Source organism: Caballeronia sp. SBC1, from assembly GCF_011493005.1.
Lineage (GTDB): Bacteria > Pseudomonadota > Gammaproteobacteria > Burkholderiales > Burkholderiaceae > Caballeronia.
In genome coordinates this window covers 1,422,238-1,438,316 of record NZ_CP049158.1, presented here as the reverse complement: position 1 = coordinate 1,438,316, position 16,079 = coordinate 1,422,238, and the positions used below count along the sequence as shown (strand labels likewise).

Here is a 16,079-nt window from a genome sequence, read left to right as displayed (position 1 = left end):
CCAAGCTTTCAAGGATGCGAACCGTGAACACTTTGACGCTGGCTCCGGCCGCTCGTGAAGCCGCCGCCGTGGATTCAGATGAGCACGCGCACGGCGGCGTGCGTATAGACCGCTTGAGCGTGCGCTTTGGCACACGCACCGTGCTCGATGATCTGTCGTTGACCATCGAGCGCGGGGAACTGCTCACCGTGCTGGGCCGCAGCGGCTGCGGCAAGACCACGCTGCTGCGGTTTATCGCGGGCTTCATTGAGGCGGACGGGCTGGCGGGGACGTTGACGGTGGCTGGGCGTGACCTTACGCATGTGCCGCCGTTCAAGCGCAACCTCGGCTTGCTGTTTCAAAGTTATGCGCTGTTTCCGCATTTGTCGGTGTACGACAACGTCGCGTTCGGTCTGCGGGCGCGGCGTCTGAAAGCAGGGGAGATTGCACGGCGCGTAGCCGATGCGCTCAAGCTAGTGCAGCTCGGCGACGCTGGGCACACGATGCCCGCGCAGTTGTCGGGCGGCATGCAGCAGCGCGTGGCATTGGCGCGGGCGCTCGTGATCGAACCCGACGTGCTGCTGCTGGACGAGCCGCTGTCCGCACTCGATGCCAATCTGCGCGCGTCAGTTCGTACCGAACTCAAGGCGTTGCATGAGCGTTTGCCGAACTTGACGATCGTGTGCGTCACGCACGATCAGGACGACGCGCTGGTGCTTTCCGACCGCACGTTGCTGATGCGCGATGGCCGCATTGCGCAACTCGGCACGCCACGCGAACTCTACGACAACCCGAAGGACGCATTCGTCGCGCGCTATCTAGGCGCGGCCAACCTGTTGCCGCCGTCCATCATGTTCCCCATCGGCGATGTCCGTCACGACGATCGCGAGCATGTCGCGTGCGTGCGTCCCGAGTGTCTCTCGATCGTGCCGCTGGGCGATGCCCAACTGCATGGCACCATCGCTTCGGTGGAGTGGTACGGCGCGGCCTTGTCGGTATCGGTCATGCTCGATGCGCTGCCCGATCAACCCGTGCTCGTCACCATGCAGCGTGCCCACGGTCCGATGCCCGTGAAGGGCGCGCGCGTTTCCCTACGCCATGAGGTTGACGATGTCGTCCTTATCAGTGAGTGAGCACGTAGTCGACGACGTCGCGCATACCGCCGCCAAGCGGCGTCGCGAACGGCTGGCGCAGTGGCATTTGTGGTTCATTTTGGTTGTTGTGCTGGGTCCGCTGGTCATCTATCCGCTGCTGCAACTCCTGATTCTCAGCGTGAGCGGTGCGCATGGCCTGAGCTTTCATGCCTACACCGCGTTCTTCAGCAATCCCGAGACTAGAGGGGTGGTCGGCACAACGCTCGGCATCTTGTTCGCGAGCGCGACACTCGCTTCAGTGCTCGGCGTGTTGCTCGCCGCCATGCTGTTTTTCAAGCCATTCCCCGGCGCTAAGCTTGTCACCCGGTTCCTCGAATTGTTCGTCGCATTCCCGTCGTTCCTGGTTGCGTTCACGCTGATCTTTTTGTATGGCTCGCAGGGTTCGGTAAGCATTGGCTTGCAGCGGCTTTTCAACCTGCCGGACCCGCCGCTCAACTTCTTGTTCGGTATTGGCGGCGTGATCCTCGCGGAGGTCGTGTTCTACGCACCGTTCGTCGTGCGGCCCACGCTCGCGTCATTCGCCACGCTCGACATGCGCCTGATCGAAGCCGCGAAGAGTCTTGGTGCGAACGGCTGGATGGTCGCGTTCAAGGTTATCCTGCCGCTCGCGTGGCCCGGCATTGCGGCGGGTACCATTCTGTGTTTCCTGCTGACGCTCAATGAATTCGGCATTTTGCTGGTGCTCGGCAGCGCGCATTTGATCACCTTGCCAATGGCGATTTACAGCTCGGCCACGGTCGATCTCGACTTGCCGACGGCAGCCGCCGGCGCTGTCGTGATGCTGGCAATGTCGCTCTCGCTGTACGCGCTGTACCGACGAGTCAATCGACGCACGGGAGGCCGTAATGGCAACTGAGTTCACGCTGCCCGCAACGACTTCGAAGCCGCATTCGCTGAAGCGGATCGGCGCATGGATGTTCACTGCATTTGCCGCGCTGCTGTGCTTCTGGCTGTTCGTGTTGCCGGTGATCGTGGTGGGGCTTTCGAGCGTGGCGTCGCACTGGTCGGGAACCATCTTCCCCGATGGTTTCAGCATGCGCTGGTTCCAACGCCTGGGCGGAAGCGACTTTGATGCGTTGACCACGAGCCTTGAAGTTGGCTTCGGCGTAGCGGTGCTGGGTACCGTGCTTGGCCTGTGGCTTGCGCTCGCGCTGGAAGGGCGTGACCGCCGTGGCGTGGGCGCGTGGGTGGATACCATCGCGATGATGCCTAATGGCGTGCCGAGCGTCGTGCTCGGTCTGTCCGTGTTGATTGCATATCACAAGAAACCGCTGGATATCTCGGGGTCGGCGGCAATCGTAGTGCTGGTGCAACTCGCACTTGTGCTGCCCTTTTGTTATAGGTGCGCAGCCGCTGCGTTGCGCCCCGAACTCACGATCCTGCGTGAAGCGGCAGCCAGTCTCGGCGCTCCGCCTTCAATGGTTCTATCGCGTGTGGTCTTGCCGCAACTCGTGCCCGCCATCCGCGCGAGCCTCGCGCTGGGATTTGCCTTATCGCTCGGCGAACTGGGCGCGACGCTGACCGTCTATCCGCCAGGTTTTGCGACCGTGCCAATCGTCGTGGTCGGGCAGGTGAATCGCGGTTATTACTTGCCGGCATCGGCGCTTTCGCTGATCTTGCTGGCCGTTTCACTCGCTGCGTTGCTGCTGATCGCGGCAAAAGTGCCACGGCGGCGAATGGCCTGATCCGGTCTGCTTCTACCGAAAACTCCACTTTTCGGGACCTCTTCACGTCGATAAATGTGGCAAATATTGGCGTTGTGCATCAAAATATGGAATCACGCATCTGGCCGCAACGGTTAGAAAAAACGCTGGTTCATAACGGAAGGGAACCTCATGTCCACGTCCACCGAAATGCTTATGGAAGTTAATGGCCGCGCCTATGGTCCGGCGCGCGCGCTGACCGTGGTCGTCTGCGTCGACGGCTGCGAATACGATTACCTGGAAGCTGCCGTTGCGGCGGGTGTCGCACCGTTTATCGGCACGATGCTGCGTGGCGGGTCCGCCTTTCGCGCTGACTGCGTGATCCCGTCGTTCACCAACCCGAACAACCTGTCGATCGTGACGGGCGTGTCGCCTTCGGTACATGGCATTTGCGGCAATTATTTCTTCGACCCGCAAGCGAACGGCGGCAAGGGTGCCGAAGTGATGATGAACGACCCGGCCTACCTTCGCGCGGGCACGATCCTCGCGGCTGCGGCGCAACGCGGCGAGAAGGTTGCGGTGATCACGGCCAAGGACAAGTTGCGTCGCCTGCTCGGCTGGCAACTCGACGGCATCTGTTTCTCGGCGGAGAAAGCGGACGCGGTGACGCTCGCGGAGAACGGCATCGAGAACGTGCTGGAGCTTGTCGGCAAGCCCGTGCCGGATGTGTATAGCGCAGGCCTTTCAGAGTTTGTGTTCGCGGCCGGCGTACGGCTCGCCGAGACCCGCAAGCTGGACCTCATGTACTTGTCGACCACGGACTACGTGCAGCATAAATGCGCGCCCGGCACGGACGGCGCGAACGCGTTCTACGCAATGATGGACGGCTACCTCGCGCGCCTGAACGAACTCGGCGCGGTGATCGGCCTGACCGCCGACCATGGCATGAACGCGAAGCACGACGCCGCAACGGGCGAGCCGAACGTCGTGTATCTGCAAGACTGGCTGGATGAAACGCTGGATGCGCCGAATAGAGATCACGCGGCGCGCGTGATCCTGCCGATTACCGATCCCTACGTGGTCCACCACGGCGCGCTTGGTTCGTTCGCGACCATCTATCTGCCATCTTCCGTCGATGCAAAAGCGCTGGCAGCGCGCATTGCCGAACTGCCGGGCGTGGATATCGTTCTCGACAACGCCACTGCGTGTGAACGCTTCGAGTTGCCGAACGATCGCGTGGGAGATCTCGTGGTCGTGAGCGGACGCAATACGGTGCTCGGTACCCGGCGCGCGGAGCATGACCTGTCGGGATTGACCGTGCCGTTGCGCTCGCATGGCGGCGTGTCCGAGCAGGAAGTGCCGTTGTTGTTCAATCGTCCAACCGATGGTTTCGAGTCGAAGCAAGAGAGAAAACGCTTGCGTAACTTCGATGTATTCAACATCGCGTTGAACCACCTGGAGCTTGCATCATGAGCGCCGTTCATGCGGTTGAGCAACATGCGCTGCGAGTCGAAAAGCTGCGCCTGAAGGGTGAGCGTGCGGCGCGTGCACGCAACATCGATGTTTTCGATCCTTACACGAGCACCCGCGTTGGCACCGTGCCGATGGCGAGCGTCGACGACGTGCGCGACGCATTCGAGTACGCGGTGAACTACCGGTCGACGCTCACGCGCTACGAACGCTCGCAGATTCTCGAACGTGCGGCTGCGCTGCTGCGTGAGCGCACGGAAGAAGCGTCGGACCTTATTTCGCTTGAATCGGGTTTGTCGAAACAGGATTCGCGTTATGAAATTGGCCGCGTAGCCGACGTGCTGAAATTCGCCGCCATGGAAGCGTTGCGCGACGACGGCCAGAGTTTTTCCTGCGATCTCACCCCGCACGGCAAAGCTCGTCGCGTGTTCTCGCAACGCGAGCCGCTGGCCGGCGTGATTGTCGCGATCACACCGTTCAATCATCCGATGAATCAGGTCGCGCATAAGCTTGCACCGGCTATTGCAACGAACAATCGCGTGATCCTGAAGCCTTCGGAGAAGGTCCCGTTGTCGGCATACTACTTAGCCGACGTGTTGTACGAAGCCGGCTTGCCCGCTCCCATGCTGCAGGTTTTGACGGGCGACCCGCGTGAGATCGCGGAAGAACTCGTGACGAACCCGCATGCCGACCTCGTCACTTTTACCGGTGGCGTGGCTATCGGCAAGGAGATTGCGGCGAGGGCGGGGTATCGGCGCGTGGTGCTGGAACTCGGCGGCAATGACCCGCTAATCGTGCTGGATGACGCCGATCTGGAACGCGCCGCAACGCTGGCCGTGCAAGGCTCGTACAAAAATTCCGGACAACGCTGCACGGCGGTCAAGCGAATGCTCGTGCAGAAGGGTGTGGCCGCACGGTTCACGGAACTCGTGGTGGAAAAAACGCTCGCATGGAGTTATGGCGATCCCTTCGATCCCGCCAACCAGATGGGCACGGTAATCGACGCGGCGGCGGCCGAATTGTTCGAAACGCGCGTGAACGAAGCGGTATTGAAGGGTGCGCGGCTACTCTGCGGTAATAAGCGCAATGGCGCGCTGTATTCGCCCACGGTGCTTGATCGCGTTGATCCGTCCATGACACTGGTGCGCGAGGAAACCTTCGGGCCGGTGTCTCCGATCATCGAATTCGATACCATCGACGACGCCATTCGTATCAGCAACGGCACGGCGTTCGGGTTGTCGTCGGGCGTATGTACCGACAGGGCGGACCTGATCACGCGCTTCGTGAACGAACTGCGCGTGGGCACGGTGAACGTGTGGGAAGTGCCGGGTTACCGGATTGAGTTGACGCCATTCGGCGGCATCAAGGACTCCGGCCTGGGTTACAAGGAAGGCGTTCAGGAAGCGATGAAAAGCTTCACGAACCTCAAGACCTTTTCACTGCCTTGGGCATGAATCATGGCGCTTACACTGACTGACATCCGGCATCTCTTCGATACCTACGGCGCCATTGCGTATAGCGGAGAACCGGTCACGCAGCTCCAGCACGCGTTGCAGACGGCGGCACTGGCCGAGGAAGCGGGTGCTGACGAAACACTCGTTGGCGCCGCGTTTTTGCACGACCTGGGGCACTTGCTCAATCTCCAGGGCGAGACGCCGAGCGAGCGGGGTATTGACGACCTGCATCAGTATTTCGCGCTGCCGTTCCTGCGGCCGCTGTTCGGCAATGCCGTGCTCGAGCCGATCCGCCTGCACGTAGACGCGAAGCGCTGCTTGTGTGCAATTGATGAAAGTTACTTCTCGACACTATCCGCGGATTCGGTCCGTAGCCTGAAACTGCAGGGGGGCATTTTCAGCAAGGAAGAAGCGGATGATTTCATGCGCAAACCCTTCGCGCAGGACGCGCTTTCATTGCGCCGATGGGATGATCTCGCCAAGCGTCCGGAGCAGGCTACGCCCCCACTCGACCACTATATTCAGCTAATCGAAAGGCTTGCGGAGGGCCATGGCGCGGCGTCATCAACCTCCGTTTGAACAGGAATATGATAAGGAAAGCGAACTAATAAATGACCTTGCCGGGAGTTTGATCGAGCTCTTCCCGATGACGGAAATGCGACAAAAGGACGGACTGCCGGCGGGTGTCGTGCCGATTCCACGGCGGCCGGGGCCATTACCAAAAAAATAAAAATAGCGTAACCTGCCTGTTCACCCGGCCCCGTCCCGCTTGACAGAACGCGGCTTGCACCTAGCGCGTTGTCCAGCGATGCATTTCTGGAGAGTTCGATGACATCCGTCGATCTGGAATTCGAACAGCTGAACAGCACCGTCGATGCGCTCAGGCGCTCCATTTCCAACCGCCTCATGTACGGAGTCGGCAAGGATGCCGTCACCGCGCAGCCGCGTGACTGGCTCCATGCCGCGGAACTAGCGGTCCGCGACCGGCTGGTGGCGCGCTGGATGAAAACCACGCGCCAGCAGTACGAGCAAGACGTAAAGCGCGTCTATTACCTGTCGATGGAGTTCTTGATCGGCAGGACTTTTACCAACGCGTTGCTTGCGCTTGGCATTCACGACGAAGTCCGGGACGCGCTCGCCGGCCTTGGCGTGGACTTGAATACCCTCGAGAACCTGGAGCCGGATGCGGCGCTTGGTAACGGTGGCCTTGGCCGCCTTGCCGCGTGTTTTCTCGACTCCATGGCGACTGTCGGCATTCCTGGCTTCGGCTATGGTATCCGCTACGAATACGGCATGTTCCGGCAGACCATCGTGGACGGCAATCAGGTCGAAACACCCGATTACTGGCTGCGCGCGGGCAATCCGTGGGAGTTTCCGCGCCCGGAAGTGAACTATGTGATCCATTTTGGCGGCAGTACGGTACGTCACGGTGACCGGACCGAATGGATTGACACGGAACACGTGAACGCCATGGCGTACGACACCGTGATCCCCGGTTTTGCCACGACCGCGACCAACACGTTGCGGCTCTGGTCAGCGCGGGCGACCGATGAATTCGACCTGTCCGCGTTCAACCAGGGTGATTACCGCCGCTCGGTTGAAGCGAAGAACACTTCTGAACACGTGTCGCGCCTGCTGTATCCGGACGACTCCACCCAAGCCGGCCGCGAACTGCGTTTGCGCCAGGAATACTTCTTTGTTTCCGCGACGATGCAGGATCTGATCCGCCGCTATCAGCGTACGCACACGCATTTTGGGCGGCTGGCGGAGAAGGTGGCGGTGCACCTGAACGACACCCATCCGGTGCTGGCCATTCCCGAGCTGATGCGTTTGCTGGTCGATACGCATCACTTGCCATGGGACAAGGCCTGGAAGCTCGTGCAGCAGATGTTCTCGTACACGAACCACACCCTGATGCCCGAGGCACTGGAAACCTGGGACGTGGAGATGCTCTCGCGGTTGTTGCCGCGCCATCTTGAGATCATCTTCGACATCAACGCGGATTTTCTCAAGCAAGTGGGTGAGAAATTCGGGCGCGACGTCGATCTGATTCGTCGCATTTCGCTCGTCGACGAATACGGTCAGCGGCGTGTGCGCATGGCGCATCTGGCGATTGTTGCAAGCCATACGGTGAACGGTGTGTCGAAGCTGCATTCGCAGTTGATGACGCAAAACATCTTTGCCGATTTCGCGCGCATGTACCCCGAGCGTTTCACGAACGTGACGAACGGCATTACGCCGCGCCGGTGGCTGTCGCAGGCGAGTCCGAAGCTGTCGTCATTGATCGATGAACGGCTTGGACCGCGTTGGCGGACCGACTTGTTCGAGCTGGCCCGGCTGCGCGAATGGCGCGATGATCCTGAATTCACCAAAGCCTTCTACAACGCGAAGTTCGCGAGCAAGGTACGGCTCGCCGCACGTGCGAAGCTGGAGACGGGTGCGATCATCGACCCGAATGCGCTGTTCGATTTGCAGGTCAAGCGCATTCACGAATACAAGCGCCAGTTGCTTAACATTCTGCATGTGATCGTGCGTTACAACCGGATTCGCGAGGAGCCGGAGAAGGCGTGGACACCGCGCGTGGTGATGTTTGCCGGCAAGGCGGCGTCGGCGTACAAGATGGCGAAGACGATCATCAAGTTGATCAACGACGTGTCGGAGAAGGTGAACAACGACCCATTGATTGGCGACCGGCTGAAGGTCGGCTTCATTCCGAACTATGGGGTGAGCGTGGCCGAACTGATCATTCCGGCAGCGGATTTATCGCAGCAGATTTCGATGGCCGGCACTGAAGCGTCAGGCACGGGCAACATGAAGCTCGCGTTGAACGGGGCATTGACCATTGGCACGCTGGATGGCGCGAACATAGAGATTTGCGATGCTGTTGGCCGCGAGAACATGTTTATCTTTGGGCACTCGACTGAAGAGATTGATGCGCTGCGGGCGACTGGATACAGGCCGCGGCATATCTACGAGGAGAATCCTGAACTGAAGCTGGCGCTTGACCAGATTCGGCTTGGGCACTTTTCGCCGGACCAGCCGCATCGGTTCTATGACATCTTTCATACGCTGGTGGATTGGGGCGACCATTACATGGTGTTGGCGGACTTTGAGAGTTTCGACAAAGCTCAGGCCGACGTCGACGCGAAGTTTCTCGATAAGGAAGCGTGGACGCGCAGTGCGATTGAAAACGTCGCGGGGATGGGGATTTTTTCTTCAGACCGGACGATCGGCGAGTATGCCAAGCATATTTGGCATGTCGAACCTTTGATCGTTTAGCGTTTCGCTCGCGCCGGTGAACGGGGTTTTGGGGTTTGCCGGTGAGAGGGGCGGGGTCAATGTCGACAAGGCATAGACCCCGACCGCTAGCCCCAAGCCGCTAGAACCCAAACCGTCCTCCGGCGTGAGCAAAACATTTAGGTCGTTTTCATTCCGTTCAGGATCTTTGTCGCTGCAATCGGAATGCGCGTGTCATCCCATTGCGCGAGCCATTGCACTTCCTTCGTCGTGAAAAAACCGGGCTGATTACGCAATGCAAACTGCAGTGAATCCACAATGTGATCGCGGATGATCTGGGGCGAATCTTCGTTGGTGACAATCGCGTGAAGGGCTTCGAGTGCGCTCATGGTGCGGGAGACCAGGATGATGGGTTGGCAAAAATGCTGGTAAACCATAACCCGATAAAAAACCGGAAAACAATTCAATTCAGCGGTTTTTTTAAGCTCGGCCCAGCCACGTTGCCAACCCGCCTCGAAACCAGGCCGCGAAAATGAAAAGGGCTGTTCCAACGAAAGTTGGAACAGCCCTTTTCAATTGACCTGAAAGCTCATACGCGCAAATCGGGTCTCACGTGTTTCAGGCGCGGCGGCGCACGACCAGTCCCCAGACGAACAGCAGGACGATGGCGCCGACCACGGAGGCGATCCACCCCGCAGCCTGTCCTTCGTGATACCAGCCGAGCGCGCGGCCGGCGTAGCCTGCCACGAGCGAGCCGGCAATGCCCAGCAGGATTGTCATGATCCAGCCGATGCTGTTGTCGCCCGGTTTGATCGCCCGGGCGATCAAACCAATAATGCCGCCAACGATAATGGTGCCGATAAGTGAAAGCATGAAAATTCCTTCGTAGTGTTGGCAAAACGCCCGACATTCCGGGCGCACGCCGGCGCACCTTTACGCGCGACACTTCTGCAACAAAAATGGCAGGCGGCGCGCAATGTGCCCGTCGAGTAGACCGATCGGCCAGCGCGTGGGCATTTTCGACGATGCCGCTGCTTCTTGCAGGTTAAAATTCGTCGCTTAAGCACTGTGCAACACCCGCGTGCTCCCTCACCGTTTTATGCAACTCGAGTTTCTTATTCCCCATGACCGATTCAGACCCTGATCTCCATACCGCCGAAGACACCACGCTCCACGAACCTCGCCTCTGGCGTGACGACGGCTGGACCGCGAGGGTGATCAAGAACGAGGATGACGACGGCTGGGCGGTCGAGATGATCAAGGACGGCGAAGCCGAACCCGCGCTTACCGGTCCCTGGACCATGGGCCGCGACAAGAAGAACCCGAAGCCGCTCGATCCGAACGCATTCCGCACGCTGATCAAGACGGCGTCCGAAGTATTGCGCCGTCACGAGCAACAGCTGCACGCAATGCTTCACAAGGATTTTACAGTTCGCGCGGACGGCGAGGATGTGACGGTGTCGCTGGATATCGTGCCGGACGAGGACGATCCCTACGCAGACCTGAAGGCGCTCGATTCGTTCGGTACGGTGCTTGCCCACGTGCGGGTGACCGCAGGATTCAAGCTCAGCAAGACCAGCGCCCAGGCCTGGGTGGACAATGATTTCCGCAAGCCTGACTGAACCCTGCGCACGTGACATACATTGACACGCCTGGGCGGCGTGCAGGACAGATTCAATAGACGCCAGCTACACCTTCCGGCCGGTGTTTGAAGCGGCGATGCACCCAGTAGTATTGTTCCGGAAAACGCACTATTTGCGATTCCAGGAACTCGTTCATCCGGCGGGCATCGGTTTCGTCGCTTTCCGAGGGGAAGTCAGCGAGCGGCTCGAAGATCGTCATCTTGTAGCCCTTGTAATCGGGCAGCACTTCGGTAACGAACGGCACCACGCGCGCGCCCCCAAGGCGCGCCAGCCGCGACACGGAGGTCAGCGTGCAGGCGGGCACGCCGAAGAACGGCACGAATACCGAGTTTTCAATGCCGTGATCCATGTCGGCGGCCAGCATCACCGAACCGCCCTTGCGCAGCAGCTTCAGAATGCGACGGGCGCTGTCGGCGCGCATGACCATGTCGGCGCCGAAGCGGCCTCGCTGTTCTACTGCGAGCGTGTTGAGCCGCTGGCTGGACATCGGCGTATAAAGCGCGGTGATGGGCAGCTTCATGGAGTACAGCATGCAGCCCACTTCAATGGCGACAAAGTGGAAGCCCATGAAAATGGTGGGCGGTGAGTTTTCGTCGTCGAGATCAATGCGGCTTTCGAGCTGCACAAGTTTTTCGATAGCGCGAGCCGAACCGAACCACTGCACGCCGCGCTCTACGTAACTGCGCACAACGTGACGAAAATGCGAACGTCCGAGTAATTCGTATTCGGCAGCGGTTTTTCCCGGAAAGCACAATTGCAGATTGACCTGCACAATGTGTTTTCGACGGCTTGGAATGCAATAAAGCAGCGCACCGAGGCCGCTGCCGAGTCGCGCGACCAAGCCGTAAGGGAGGCGAGCGAGCGCGCGGAGCAGCGCTACGACGAGCGCGAAACCGATGTTGTTCAAACTTGCCCCTTGAAACGGGCGGCGAAATGCGTGTGACGGGCGCCGGGTGAATTTAAGCTTCGACGATCGGCATGAGAGCTCGGATGTCGAAGAGGAGTAACGGCGAAACCCAAGCGCGGCGAGAGTGATTAACCCTTCAGCCGGGGAACCAATAGGCGAAAAAGCCGCGGAACAGGCATGTTCGGAGAGCGTCCGACACAGCCGGAATGTTGATCGACGCGGGTAATTCGCGAACCTGTGCCAAGGTAAAAGTCGAAAGTGCCGCCATGATCGCACACACGGCCTCGGGCATACAGTTTTGGCGCGCCTACCAAGTCTTACAAGCGTGTCATGCATGCGCCTGTTACATATGGCACGATCGTTCGGTTGCGACGCGCACAGCGTCGCCTGCAATGGGAGACAAGCTAATGCACTTTCTATTGATGTACGAATTGAGCGCCGACTATCTCGAACGCCGGGCGGCGTTTCGTGACCGCCACCTGACGGCGGCGTGGGCATCGTCGGAACGTGGGGAATTGTTGCTGGGCGGGGCGCTGGAGGCGCCCATCGATCGGGCGATGCTGCTGTTCGAGGCCGATTCGCCCGCAGTGCCGGAGGCGTTTGCGCGGGCCGATCCGTATGTGACCGAGGGCTTGGTCACGCGCTGGGAAGTGCGCAAGTGGAATACGGTGGCGGGCGAGGGCGCCACTCAGCCGGTCAGGCCGGCTTGAGCGCCCAAGCCTGCGTCACGCAGGGTCGTGACTCAGGCTCATGACTCAGGCTCATGACTCGCTGGCGGTTTCCTCGTGCGCGTCTTCGTCGCGGGCTGAGTGCGCTGGCGCCGCAGCCTTTGCGGGCGCGGAAACGGGGCGGCGGGCCGTGCGGAACAGGCGCGTGAGCGTATCGTCCATTTCCTGCGAGCGCTCGAACAATTCCGCGAGCCAGTCCACGAATGCGCTGACCCTCGGCGCCGCTTGCCGGCTCTTGACGAATGCCACTGACACATTCATCGGCATCGACTTCCATTGCGGCAGCACCTCGCGCAATTGCCCGGAACGCAGGTACGGCAATGCGGCAATGCGCGGCGGCTGAATCAGCCCGAGCCCTTGCAGGCCGCACGCGAGATAGGCGTGTTCGTCGGTGACTTGTACAAACCCCGCCATTTTCACGGTCACCGCTTCGCCATCCACTTCGAAGTCGAAATCACACGGCCGGCCCGTACGAGGCGACACGCAGTTCACCGCAATGTGCTGCGCGAGTTCGTCGAGTGTTTTCGGCGTGCCGTGCGCTTCCAGATACGCGGGCGTGGCGCACGTCACGTGCTCAAAGCTGCCGAGCCGCCTTGCGATCAGCCCGGAATCGGGCAATTCGCCAAGTTGCACGCTGCAGTCCACCCCTTCTCCGACCAGATCGACGGCGCGATTGCAGATGCCGATCGACAATTCGATATGCGGATAACGCGCGTGGAAATCAGGCAACGCGGGTACGACCAGCGCGGTGGCGACTGTATCGGGCAACTCGATGCGCAGACGGCCGCGCAGCCGCTCGTCGCGGCCGTGAAAGCCTGCTTCCAGATCGTCGATATCCGCAAGAATGCGCACGCAGCGCTCGTAACACTCGGCCCCTTCGGCTGTGAGATTGAGACGCCGCGTGGTGCGTGCGAGCAGTTGCACGCCGAGCAGCGCCTCGAGTTGTTGAATAGTCGTGGAGACGCTTGCACGCGGCATGCCCAGAGATTCGGCAGCGCGCGAGAAGCTGTTGGTATCGACGACGCGGATGAAAACACGCATGGCATGAACGCGATCGGTCACGGGAGTTTTCCTGTAGAAGCGATGAGTGCGATGACCGGCGCGCACCTTCGGGTGATGCGGAAGGAATGCCGGCAAGGTTCGCACCGAGGTTCACACTTTAGGCATCAGGACGGTTCGCGTGAATACATAAAAGTCGCAGATTCTTGCCTGCTTCTCCAGCTAGAGCGTGGGCAACTCGCCGCGCAAACGGCCGCTGTCCGCACCGCCAATAGCGCTTGCGTTCCCTGCACCCCCTCCAGTCATCAACCCGCTCACCAGTCCGGTCATGTCCGTGCCCGACGGCGCCTGATAAAGCCGCAGGCCCATCTCCGGCAGGATGGACAGCAGGTGGTCGAACACATCGCCCTGGATGCGTTCGTATTGCGCCCATGCGGTGACGGCGGTGAAACAATAGACTTCAATGGGAATACCTTCCGATTGCGGTTCCATCATTCGCACCATCATCGACATGTCCTGCCTGATCTCCGGATGTCGTTGCAGATACGCGAGCCCATATGCGCGGAAGGTGCCAATGTTCGTCAGCCGCCGCCGGTTGGCCGGCTCGCTGGCGAGCTCGCCGAGATTCTTGTTTGCCTGTGCGACTTCGAGCTGCTTTTCTTCCAGATAGTCGTGCAGCAAGCGGAATTGCTTGAGGCGCGCGGTTTCTTCATCGGTGAGAAAACGCACACACGTGGCATCTATTCGCAGCGTGCGCTTGATGCGCCGCCCGCCCGATTCGAACATCTGCCGATAGTTTCTATAACTCTCTGAGAACAGCTTGTAGGTGGGCACAGTGGTCACCGTGTTGTCCCAGTTCTGCACCTTCACGGTGTGCAGCGCGATGTCTTTGACGAAACCATCGGCGTTGGATTGCGGCATCTCGATCCAGTCGCCTATGCGCAGCATGTCATTCGATGTGAGCTGCGTGCTCGCCACCAACGACAACAACGTGTCCTTGAACACAAGCAGCAGGACAGCCGACAGCGCGCCGAGCCCGGACAACATCCAGAGCGGCGAGCGGTCGATCACGATAGACAGCACGAGCACGCCGCAGATCAACGCGAGCGCGAGCTTGCCGATCTGGATGTAGCCCTTGATTGAGCGTGTCTGCGCCTGCATGCTGGCCGCGTACACGTCTTGCCATGCGCTGAGCGCGCCGCCCATTGCGAAGAAGACGCAGACCCATGCGCCAGCGTGCGCGAGCCGCTCGATCACGTCCGCAAGATGACCAATATGCGGCACCTCGCCAATACCGATCGCCACCGCCGCGAACGGCACGGCGTACCAAAGCTGGTGATACGCGCGATGCCGGGCGAGCGCCTTGTCCCAGGCTTCGCGTTCGGTCAGCACGAGCAGGCGGTGCGCGAAATACAGCACGATGCGCGCGACCACCCACTGCGCGAACAGCGCGGCCAGAACGAGCATGAGCATGCCGAGCGCGAATTGGGCCCAGTGGTGCGTGGGGTAATGCTGCTGCACGGTGTCTGCAACACTGTCTATCAGGTCGTCCAGATTCAGATTCATGCGGGCAGTGTGGAACATAAATGGCGAACTTGACCACTACAAACGGAGCGACCCGTATTGTGCATGAAAGGCGGTGATGTGCTTTCGCCCATTGTTGCTTTCTCTACTGGGTTCTTCGTGCGCTCCATTATGATGAGGCCTTCGTGAATCCTCCCGCGCGCGAGCGCAACGCCTATGCGAACCGTCAAGCTGGAACATAACGACGACACCGTTCTCGATCCCTCCGATCCCCAACTGGTCATCCGCGGCTCCCTGCTGCTGGACGGCCATGAATGCGGCGGGTGGGAGCAGCGGCGCGACGGCACGTGGATTGCGCGGCTTTCAAAGTCCGGCGAGACGGTCGTCGCGGCGAGCCGTGACCAGCTCGTCGAGCGCCTGACGCTCGTTTCTCTCTGATCATCTGCCTTCGCTCATGTATCTGTCGATTCTGGCTGTAGGTATTGGCGGCGCGCTCGGTTCCCTGTTTCGATGGGTCCTCGGCCTGCGCCTGAACGCGTTGTTCCCCAATCTCCCGCTCGGGACGCTGGCTGCGAACGTTATTGCAGGTTATGTGATCGGCGTGGCGGTGGCGTGGTTCGCGCGCTTCCCCGGGGTATCGATGGAATGGCGGCTGTTCGTCATTACCGGCTTGATGGGCGGCCTGTCCACCTTCTCGACGTTCTCGGCTGAAGTTGTCGCGCATCTGCAGCAAGGGCGCTACGGTTGGGCTGCGGGCGAAATCGCGATCCACGTGACGGCCTCGGTTGTGATGACCATCCTGGGCATTGCGACGGTTTCGCTTACGCGCTGAAGCACCCGTGCACTCGTCGATGCAACCCGTCATCCGGCGTTATGAAGCCGCCGATCTGGACGCGGTCATAAGTGTGTTTCTGCGCTCGGTGCGCGAGGTGGCGTCGCGCGACTACGATGCGGGGCAGATCGCGGCGTGGGCGCAAGCGGATCGCGAAGTCTGGTCGCGTCGCCGGCTTGACCGGCCTACCTGGGTCGCGCTGATCGACGATGTAATCGCGGGTTTCACCGATCTTGAGAGCAACGGGCACATCGACATGTTGTTCGTCGATCCGGCCAGCCAGCGCAGGGGCGTGGCGAGCGCGCTGCTTGATACGGTGGAAAATGCGGCGCGTGTGCGAGGGCTCGCGGTCCTCAATACTGACGCGAGCATCACCGCCCGGCCGTTCTTCGAGAAGCACGGCTTTCAGGTTGTCCGCTCGCAGGATGTGGCGCTGCGCGGCCAACGGCTCACGAACTTCCGGATGGAGAAACGATTCAGCGCTGTATAGACAACTGAACGAAAAATAG

The 16,079-nt window shown here is 60.3% G+C and carries 17 protein-coding genes; 12 read left to right on the top strand and 5 right to left on the bottom strand.

Features of this window, described 5'->3' with window-relative positions; all coding sequences use genetic code 11:
* Positions 1 to 23: 23 nt before the first annotated feature.
* The 7 genes from phnT (at position 24) to SBC1_RS33235 (ending at position 8,979) form a co-directional block, all read left to right on the top strand.
* The gene (phnT, locus tag SBC1_RS33265; RefSeq protein WP_370469676.1) at positions 24 to 1,112 is read left to right on the top strand and encodes a 2-aminoethylphosphonate ABC transport system ATP-binding subunit PhnT; all 1,089 of its coding nucleotides are present in this window, start codon (positions 24 to 26) and stop codon (positions 1,110 to 1,112) included.
* The gene (locus tag SBC1_RS33260) at positions 1,090 to 1,989 is read left to right on the top strand and encodes a 2-aminoethylphosphonate ABC transporter permease subunit (RefSeq protein ID WP_241202315.1); all 900 of its coding nucleotides are present in this window, start codon (positions 1,090 to 1,092) and stop codon (positions 1,987 to 1,989) included. The genes phnT and SBC1_RS33260 overlap by 23 nt, the downstream gene beginning before the upstream one ends.
* A 58-nt stretch (positions 1,990 to 2,047) precedes the next feature.
* Positions 2,048 to 2,818, top strand: coding sequence for a 2-aminoethylphosphonate ABC transport system, membrane component PhnV (phnV, locus tag SBC1_RS33255; RefSeq protein ID WP_165104937.1), 771 nt, complete (start codon positions 2,048 to 2,050; stop codon positions 2,816 to 2,818).
* A 150-nt stretch (positions 2,819 to 2,968) separates the two neighbouring features.
* Complete coding sequence (gene phnA, locus SBC1_RS33250) at positions 2,969 to 4,249, top strand: phosphonoacetate hydrolase (RefSeq protein WP_165104558.1); 1,281 nt, start codon at positions 2,969 to 2,971, stop codon at positions 4,247 to 4,249.
* Positions 4,246 to 5,700 carry a phosphonoacetaldehyde dehydrogenase gene (gene phnY / locus SBC1_RS33245; protein WP_165989134.1) on the top strand — a complete coding sequence of 485 codons (1,455 nt, stop codon included), beginning with the start codon at positions 4,246 to 4,248 and terminating at the stop codon, positions 5,698 to 5,700. Before phnA ends, phnY begins: the two co-directional genes overlap by 4 nt.
* A 3-nt stretch (positions 5,701 to 5,703) precedes the next feature.
* Positions 5,704 to 6,279 carry a phosphonate degradation HD-domain oxygenase gene (locus SBC1_RS33240; RefSeq protein WP_165104556.1) on the top strand — a complete coding sequence of 192 codons (576 nt, stop codon included), beginning with the start codon at positions 5,704 to 5,706 and terminating at the stop codon, positions 6,277 to 6,279.
* Between the two features lie 249 nt (positions 6,280 to 6,528).
* A complete protein-coding gene (locus tag SBC1_RS33235) occupies positions 6,529 to 8,979 on the top strand; it encodes a glycogen/starch/alpha-glucan phosphorylase (RefSeq protein ID WP_165104555.1) in 2,451 nt (816 codons plus the stop codon).
* Positions 8,980 to 9,116: 137 nt separating this feature from the next.
* On the opposite strand, the gene SBC1_RS33230 is transcribed toward SBC1_RS33235, so the two are convergent.
* Together SBC1_RS33230 and SBC1_RS33225 are read right to left on the bottom strand one after the other, a co-directional pair.
* A complete protein-coding gene (locus SBC1_RS33230) occupies positions 9,117 to 9,326 on the bottom strand; it encodes a hypothetical protein (RefSeq protein WP_165104554.1) in 210 nt (69 codons plus the stop codon).
* 229 nt (positions 9,327 to 9,555) lie between these two features.
* A complete protein-coding gene (locus SBC1_RS33225; protein ID WP_031357213.1) occupies positions 9,556 to 9,810 on the bottom strand; it encodes a GlsB/YeaQ/YmgE family stress response membrane protein in 255 nt (84 codons plus the stop codon).
* Positions 9,811 to 10,061: 251 nt separating this feature from the next.
* Between SBC1_RS33225 and SBC1_RS33220 the strand changes: the two genes are divergently transcribed.
* A complete protein-coding gene (locus tag SBC1_RS33220) occupies positions 10,062 to 10,559 on the top strand; it encodes a hypothetical protein (RefSeq protein ID WP_165104553.1) in 498 nt (165 codons plus the stop codon).
* 52 nt (positions 10,560 to 10,611) lie between these two features.
* Here the strand turns inward: SBC1_RS33220 and SBC1_RS33215 are convergent, their stop codons facing one another.
* Positions 10,612 to 11,487 (bottom strand): lipid A biosynthesis lauroyl acyltransferase, encoded by an 876-nt coding sequence (locus tag SBC1_RS33215; RefSeq protein WP_165104552.1) that lies wholly within the window; start codon positions 11,485 to 11,487, stop codon positions 10,612 to 10,614.
* Between the two features lie 407 nt (positions 11,488 to 11,894).
* On the opposite strand from SBC1_RS33215, the gene SBC1_RS33210 reads away from it, so the two are divergent.
* Positions 11,895 to 12,197, top strand: coding sequence for a YciI-like protein (locus SBC1_RS33210; RefSeq protein WP_165104551.1), 303 nt, complete (start codon positions 11,895 to 11,897; stop codon positions 12,195 to 12,197).
* Positions 12,198 to 12,248: 51 nt separating this feature from the next.
* On the opposite strand, the gene SBC1_RS33205 is transcribed toward SBC1_RS33210, so the two are convergent.
* Both SBC1_RS33205 and SBC1_RS33200 read right to left on the bottom strand, forming a co-directional pair.
* Positions 12,249 to 13,277, bottom strand: a complete 1,029-nt coding sequence (locus SBC1_RS33205) for a LysR family transcriptional regulator (protein ID WP_165104550.1) — start codon at positions 13,275 to 13,277, stop codon at positions 12,249 to 12,251.
* Between the two features lie 159 nt (positions 13,278 to 13,436).
* A complete protein-coding gene (locus tag SBC1_RS33200; RefSeq protein ID WP_165104549.1) occupies positions 13,437 to 14,780 on the bottom strand; it encodes a mechanosensitive ion channel family protein in 1,344 nt (447 codons plus the stop codon).
* Positions 14,781 to 14,954: 174 nt separating this feature from the next.
* Between SBC1_RS33200 and SBC1_RS33195 the strand changes: the two genes are divergently transcribed.
* Genes SBC1_RS33195 through SBC1_RS33185 form a run of 3 tightly spaced genes read left to right on the top strand, consistent with a single transcriptional unit; the run spans position 14,955 to position 16,060 of the window.
* Positions 14,955 to 15,176 carry a hypothetical protein gene (locus SBC1_RS33195; RefSeq protein WP_165104548.1) on the top strand — a complete coding sequence of 74 codons (222 nt, stop codon included), beginning with the start codon at positions 14,955 to 14,957 and terminating at the stop codon, positions 15,174 to 15,176.
* Between the two features lie 16 nt (positions 15,177 to 15,192).
* Complete coding sequence (crcB, locus tag SBC1_RS33190) at positions 15,193 to 15,570, top strand: fluoride efflux transporter CrcB (RefSeq protein WP_165104547.1); 378 nt, start codon at positions 15,193 to 15,195, stop codon at positions 15,568 to 15,570.
* A 19-nt stretch (positions 15,571 to 15,589) separates the two neighbouring features.
* The gene (locus SBC1_RS33185; RefSeq protein WP_165104546.1) at positions 15,590 to 16,060 is read left to right on the top strand and encodes a GNAT family N-acetyltransferase; all 471 of its coding nucleotides are present in this window, start codon (positions 15,590 to 15,592) and stop codon (positions 16,058 to 16,060) included.
* Positions 16,061 to 16,079: the final 19 nt, after the last annotated feature.